Genomic DNA, 6,235 nt, shown 5'->3' with positions numbered 1-6,235 from the left:
GCCGGATGTGTCTCATCACAGTCCTGCCGAGCCTCCGTCCCGGACCGGAACCACGTCCCGTCCGGCGAAGGAGAGAACGCATGAACAGTCTGACCGATCTGCGCGAGGTGGTCGATGTCGTCATCGGCGTCGACACCCATGTCCATACCCACTCCGCGGCGTTCCTCGACACCGCGACCGGTGGTGTCCTCGACGAGATCACCGTCGATGCAACTGCCCAGGGTTATGCCGAGCTGGTGGATTTGCCAACAACCACGCGACGTTGCGGGCCTGGGCGATCGAGGGCACCGGTGGTCACCGCGCCGGTCTGAGTCGACACCTCTCGGAGATGTCCGAACTCGTCATCGAGCTGGACCGCCCGAAGCGGGCCGCGCGACGCAATGGGGCGAAGTCCGACCCGCTCGACGCTATCCACGTGGCACGTGAAGCGATGGCCCGACCGCGGTTGGGAACTCCCCGCAGCGGTGGTGAACGCCAAGCACTGTCGGTGCTTCTGGCTGCCCGCCGCTCAGCGATCAACGCCTCCACCGAAGCCCAGCAGCAGGTCTTCAGCCTGGTCATCGCCGCACCCGAACCCATCCGGGGCCGGTTCCGCGGCCAGAAGCTCGCCGCCATGCTCAACACCGCTGCGACCCTGCGCATGCATTCGTCGTGGGACACCGAGACGACCAGCACGGTCGTGGCGCTGCGGACCTTGGCTCGTCGCGCGCACGCGATGCTGAGGGAGGCCCGTGAGCTGCAGAAGGCGATCGTGGCCATCATCCGCAACTGGCGCCCGGATCTCCTCAGGAGTTCGGCGTCGGACCGATCGTCGCGGCGACGGTGTTGTGCGCCTGGTCCCACCCCGGCCAACAGCGGCCAAGTCACCACCCGTCATCGGCGTAACCGCTACGGCGACCGGAACCTCAACAACGCCCTGCACACCGTGGTCCAGAGCCGAATCCAGTACCAGCAAGCCGCCCGCGACTACGTCACCCGCCGCACCGCCGAAGGCAAGACCGGCCGAGAGATCAAACGCTGACTTGCCCGCTACGTCGCCCGCGACCTCTACCGCCTACTTGAAGGTGCCGCAGCGGCTTGACGAAGCATAGGAGCGTCGCACTTCATGGCGGCATGAGCGGACGTCCGTCCAAGGGCGTCCGAGTGGCCCGAGCCGCCTGCCTCAACGGCTCAGACCGCCTCGGCAACGCCCCGGCTTCGAGGCCATGTTCACGACGCCGAAGGTCGAACCAAACCGCTATCGGATGCCCACGTCTCGGACGTGATGGGCGACGGCCTGAAGCCCTTCCATGCAGCGTAGATGCCGAGCGACGCCTCCCAGGCGATCTCTGGCGCTGCCAGCAGGAACGCGGGTGCCGACCCGTTCTCGTATACACCGAAGAGGATGAGTACGAAGGAAAGGATCAACATTGGGCCGCCAATCAGTCCCAACATCGCCATCGGACGAGGCACCAGACCCGAGCGATACATCAGGTAGCCCAGCATCAACCCGTTACCGAAGCCGACCACGAGTCCCGGACCGAAAAGGAACGCCCAGTCGTAGGTGGCTGCGAGGGAGTCGCCCTGGACGGCGAGCGCGGTGGCTTCGGCTCCGGTCGCTCCGACCAAGGCATCGCTCACAGACACGATCGACACGATGCTCAAGATGCCCACCATGATGAAGGCGGACTCCATGATCCGCGCACCCACGTACCCGAGCGCGACCGTTTCGTTTTGTCGTTTAACTATCGGATAGATCACCACGGCGGTCGCGATATTGGTCAGGATGACCCCGAACTCTAGGATCGCGCCCAAGTACACACTGTTCTCTGAAACGTCGCCCGGGATAAAGCGCAACTCATCGAAGGTGCCACCCACCCCGTTCACGAACAGAACCTTGGCTGCGATGGACGTAACGAAGGTGCCTATAAACAACCAGCCGAAAAGTCGTGCGGTCTTCTGAGTATCCACTTCATGACCTCCCGTTTGGAACCCGCCAGCGAGGGATCGTGTCTTCCGGTCGCGGTCGGGATCCCCCCCGGGGCAGGCGGGCTCGAAGGTGCCAGAAAGCCCGCGCCTCCCTGGGCTTGCTCATACAAAAGTACGCCGGTGCATCTGGATCCGACAGGGTTGGGCGAATCGTGGCCGCTGCTGACCTGTCCGCTCATCGGCTACTAGGAGACTTCCCGCAGGATCGGTGTCTGGCCAGACTTCGATCTAGGTGGTCGGCGGGCCGCTCATATCGGCTGCCCACCTGAGTCTTGGGTGTGGCTCTGACCTGGACTGCGACTCGCCGTTCACCGTGACGAGGCGTGGCTCCAGACGGGTCTGCCCAGCTCGTAATAGCACTGCCCACCTCGTCGACTCTGTCGGTTCCCAGGCACAGACGAGGTGAGCAGGTGAGCAACACCAAGGGCGTCATCATCGGGGTCGATCCCAACAAGATGTCGGTGACGATCGAGGTCGTCGACCCCCGCGAGCAGTTTCCTCGGCAGCGGACGGTTCGACACCGACAAGGCCGGATACGCCGCGATGCAGCGTTATGTGAGGCGGTGGCCAGAGCGGGTCTGGGCGGTCGAGGGAGCCAACGGTGCTGGGCGTCCGCTGGCCCAGCGACTCGTCGCCGCCGGTGAACGGGTCGTCCCGGCCAAGCTCGCGGCCCGGGTACGGCTCTTCGACACCGGCCACAACCGCAAGACCGACGCCCTGGACGCCCACTCGATTGCCGTCGTCGCGGTCGGTACGGCGGGTCGTGGTCGAGGACGGTGAGCTCGAAGCCCTGCGGATGCTCACCGACCGCCACGACGAGCTCACCCACCAACGAGTCCAGATGGTCAACCGGTTGCAGCGCCTCCTCAGCGAACTGCTGCCTGGCCAGCGCAAACGCGACCTGTCCGCCGCCCAGGCCAAGACCATGCTGGCGACCGTGCGGCCCCGCCACATCGCCGGTGAGACCCGACGACGGATGGCCGCCGAGGAGATCGGCGACCTGGTCTCGGTCGACGCCAAGCTGAAGAAGATCAAGGCCGAGCTGAAGGCCGCGGTCCTCGAGCGCGGCTCGAGGATTGATGGACATCTACGGCGTCGGACGAGCAGGCGCCGCCCGGGTCCTGGCCGACGTCGGCGACGGGGCCCGGTTCGCCGACCGCAACCGGTTCGCGTCCTGGACGGGGACCGCGCCCCTGGACGCCTCATCGGGCGAGCAGATCCGCCACCGGCTCTCACGTGCCGGGAACCGGAGGATGAACCACGTCCTGCACGTCGCGGCGATCGTGCAGATCCGCCACGACACCGAGGGCCGCGCGTACTACCGGCGCAAGCTCGCCGCCGGCAAGACCCCGATGGAGGCGCTGCGGTGCCTGTAGCGACGCCTGTCCGACGTCGTCTACCGCCAGCTCGTCGCCGACACCGAACGTGCCCAGCAGGCCGATGACGCGGCCCGGGAGGGCACTGCGGGGCGACTCTTCAATCCAGCGCGGTCGATCTGCTCCCGCACATCGACACTTCGGATCAGCACTTCCCGGACCCCGCGGAGAAGACGCTACGCCGAACCGGTTGACAACAGAAGGGAGCCGGAATGAGGCACGTTGCGTTGCAGGAACTGCGCGTGCATGTGCTGTCCCGCTTGATGGTGACCTCGGCTGTCGAGACGCCAACGACAGCACACTCCTCCTACCCCGATGACGCGCACCGTTTCGCGGACCATTTTCGTGAGTCTCAGGTCGGAACAACTAGTCAGGCTCGGATGGTGGGAGGACCATCTTGATCATGGAGGCTCCCGAGATCTTCGCCGATCAGCTGGCGGATGCCGCACGCTCGATGCAGGGATGGGCGAGCACCCAACTGACGCTCGAGAAGGTCGTGCTCGTCGCTGCCGAGATCATCCGGGGATGTGACCTTGTCGGGATCTCGATCGTCCATAGCGAGGGGATCGACACCCCGGTCGGGAGCGATGAGACGCTGATCCGAATCGACGAACTGCAGTTCGTGCTCAAGGAAGGCCCATGTTTCGACGCGCTTCACCTGCACGAGATCGTCCACAGCCGGGACCTGGCCAACGACAAGCGTTGGCCCAGATGGGGTCCCTTGGTTGCGAAGGAGGTCGGTGTCGTCAGCATTGTGAGCTACCGCCTCTATACGACCCAGGACACCCTCGGTGCAATGAACCTGTACTCCGTCAAGCCCGATGCGTTTGACGCCGACGACATCAACAACGGACACGCGCTGGCTGCCCACGTGGGGGTGGCGTTGGCGGCTTCGCAACATGCCGAGCACCTCGAAATGGCCATTAGCAATCGCACTGTGATCGGTCGGGCCGAGGGCATCCTGATGGAACGCTTTGGGATGCCACCCGATCAGGCGTTCGCTGTACTCCGCCGCGTCTCACAGCGCCGCAACGTGAAACTGAACCGCGTAGCCGAGGAACTGGTGCGCACCCGTGAAACGCCGAGGTAACGGTTGATCCGCATGCTCGGCGGTAGTCGACCATGACGAGGTCGGATCGCGCAGGTGACGTCAGCGAACCGTTCTCATCTCGTCGTGTCTCGAGGCGGTGGCAGTCATCGAGTGTCCGCCGCGATCGGAGAATGCAGAGCCCGCAGGTACGCGTCGACCTCTTCACGTTCGTGACGTCGTTGCCGTAGCTTCGCACTGGCCTCCGCCGCGTTGGCAAGCGCGGTCTCCTGGCTCATGAAACCCATGAGCGCGCGGGCCAGTCGAGGAACGCCGTATGCCCTGAGGGTCATCCAGAGAGGCCATAGGCGCAGCGTGGCTGGGCGCCACGTGGGGGTGGTCGGGTGATGCAGGGACGCGTGTCTGCGTGAGACGCGCCCCTGCACACCCCCGTTCCGCACTCAGGCCGAGCGCGGAGTCTCATGGGCCGGTTCACATGGGGCCGGCGCCGGCCGGAGTTGTGCGTGGCCAGGATCGCGGCCGCGAAGCTGCGCCTCGAGCCACCGCATCAACACCCGTTGCCGAAATCTCGGTCTGCGGATTTCCTTCGCAGATCCCACGCAGAAGCGTGCGGGCAATTGTGGGCAGGGGGATGTGAGATATCCGCGCCCAACCGACCAGCACCGCGAAGGCCTGATGTGAGTCGACCCCGTAATGCAGCATCAACGCGCCCTTGGCCCGTTCGATGAGTGCGAGTTTGGCGTGGATCTCGGAGGGCCCGAGGTCGGAGGTGTCGGTGGCACCGGCGATTCGCTCGCGCTGCAGCACGTCAAGCAGGCGGTTAGGGGTGCGGCGCGCGTCACGCGTGACGACGCGGGGGTCGGTGGACATGCCTTGACCTCTCCAACGGGACCATCACGGCCAACACACTTTGCCGCGGGCTGCGATCCCAACCACCGACAACGAACCTAGGTGACAAACGCGAACCTGTCTACGCTCGAACGAGGAAGGCGAGCACACCGCCGCTTCGCGGCGGAGCGACACTGTCGGCCGCATGCACGGGGCTTCCTGGCCAGCTAGCCCGCAGATCCGGTTCCGCGCCAACCTCCAACCGATCGGCTACCACCCCGCTGGAGTGTCAGATAGCGCCGCGGCACCTAGCCACTTCGCCTACGGTTGCCACCATGTCGTTCGGACTCAAGACTGGCCTCGCTGCCGCCCTTGCCGTGGTTGCGCTGCTTGCGGTGGCCCCCGCGGCCCAAGCAGATCACCAGCCGTACTACGGCATGAGCGCGAAACTGTCGCCAGGCATCTTGGTTGTCGGGACTTCACCGGCCATGGGGCAGGCGAGCTCAACCTTGGCTCGGGCGTGTGCTGGCTTGCGGGACGACGAGTCAACATCATCACGTTCCGAGGGCAGGCGCAGCAGGCTGAATGGAACGGTGGTGCCACGCTGGGTTTCGGCCCACGCTTCCATTGGGCTGTCGGACGGGGAGCCAACATCGTCGCCAAGAACGGCAGCCTGGACGCGGCTCGCGTGGGCGCACGTGCCCTTCCGGGTCAGGTGCGGCGCGGGTGACTATTGGTCGCGCCTGACGCCCAGCCCACTGCTTGCAGGAGTGCTCGAAGGCGGGACGGCACCATGCCGCGCGATGAACTCTCGCTTCGAGGCCCGATGCACACGTCCCCTGACTTGGAAACGCCATCCGCAACGGCGAGACGGGACGCTGCCGACTCGCGGCGGATAGACGCACGTGCTCGCGGCCACGATCCGGGCGAGCTGGTTCACGCATGCCAGGGAGCGGCGCCGGGGCGCGCGCAGTGCCGACCTAGTCTGAGTGAGTTGCCCGTGCCAAGGAGGATT

6 protein-coding genes and 1 pseudogene are annotated in these 6,235 nt (G+C 65.6%); 5 read left to right on the top strand and 2 right to left on the bottom strand.

Annotated elements, in window-relative coordinates:
* Window positions 1-80: 80 nt before the first annotated feature.
* Together JWN97_RS12270 and JWN97_RS12265 are read left to right on the top strand one after the other, a co-directional pair.
* A complete protein-coding gene (locus JWN97_RS12270) occupies window positions 81-311 on the top strand; it encodes a hypothetical protein (protein ID WP_297622900.1) in 231 nt (76 codons plus the stop codon).
* A gap of 17 nt (window positions 312-328) precedes the next feature.
* Window positions 329-1,021, top strand: coding sequence for a transposase (locus JWN97_RS12265; RefSeq protein WP_297622898.1), 693 nt, complete (start codon window positions 329-331; stop codon window positions 1,019-1,021).
* Between the two features lie 188 nt (window positions 1,022-1,209).
* On the opposite strand, the gene JWN97_RS12260 is transcribed toward JWN97_RS12265, so the two are convergent.
* Window positions 1,210-1,950 carry a DUF4386 domain-containing protein gene (locus JWN97_RS12260; protein WP_297622896.1) on the bottom strand — a complete coding sequence of 247 codons (741 nt, stop codon included), beginning with the start codon at window positions 1,948-1,950 and terminating at the stop codon, window positions 1,210-1,212.
* Window positions 1,951-2,472: 522 nt separating this feature from the next.
* Here JWN97_RS12260 and JWN97_RS12255 point away from each other — a divergent pair.
* The 3 genes and pseudogenes from JWN97_RS12255 to JWN97_RS12245 form a co-directional block, all read left to right on the top strand.
* Window positions 2,473-2,748: pseudogene (locus JWN97_RS12255) on the top strand (hypothetical protein); the annotation flags it as partial.
* 299 nt (window positions 2,749-3,047) lie between these two features.
* The gene (locus JWN97_RS12250; protein ID WP_297622892.1) at window positions 3,048-3,344 is read left to right on the top strand and encodes an IS110 family transposase; all 297 of its coding nucleotides are present in this window, start codon (window positions 3,048-3,050) and stop codon (window positions 3,342-3,344) included.
* Between the two features lie 403 nt (window positions 3,345-3,747).
* Window positions 3,748-4,434 carry a GAF and ANTAR domain-containing protein gene (locus JWN97_RS12245; protein ID WP_297622890.1) on the top strand — a complete coding sequence of 229 codons (687 nt, stop codon included), beginning with the start codon at window positions 3,748-3,750 and terminating at the stop codon, window positions 4,432-4,434.
* Between the two features lie 429 nt (window positions 4,435-4,863).
* On the opposite strand, the gene JWN97_RS12240 is transcribed toward JWN97_RS12245, so the two are convergent.
* Complete coding sequence (locus JWN97_RS12240; RefSeq protein WP_297622888.1) at window positions 4,864-5,262, bottom strand: ANTAR domain-containing protein; 399 nt, start codon at window positions 5,260-5,262, stop codon at window positions 4,864-4,866.
* Window positions 5,263-6,235: the final 973 nt, after the last annotated feature.

This window comes from Nocardioides sp. (assembly GCF_025965415.1).
GTDB lineage: Bacteria > Actinomycetota > Actinomycetes > Propionibacteriales > Nocardioidaceae > Nocardioides.
This window is presented reverse-complemented; position numbering and strand designations above follow the sequence as displayed.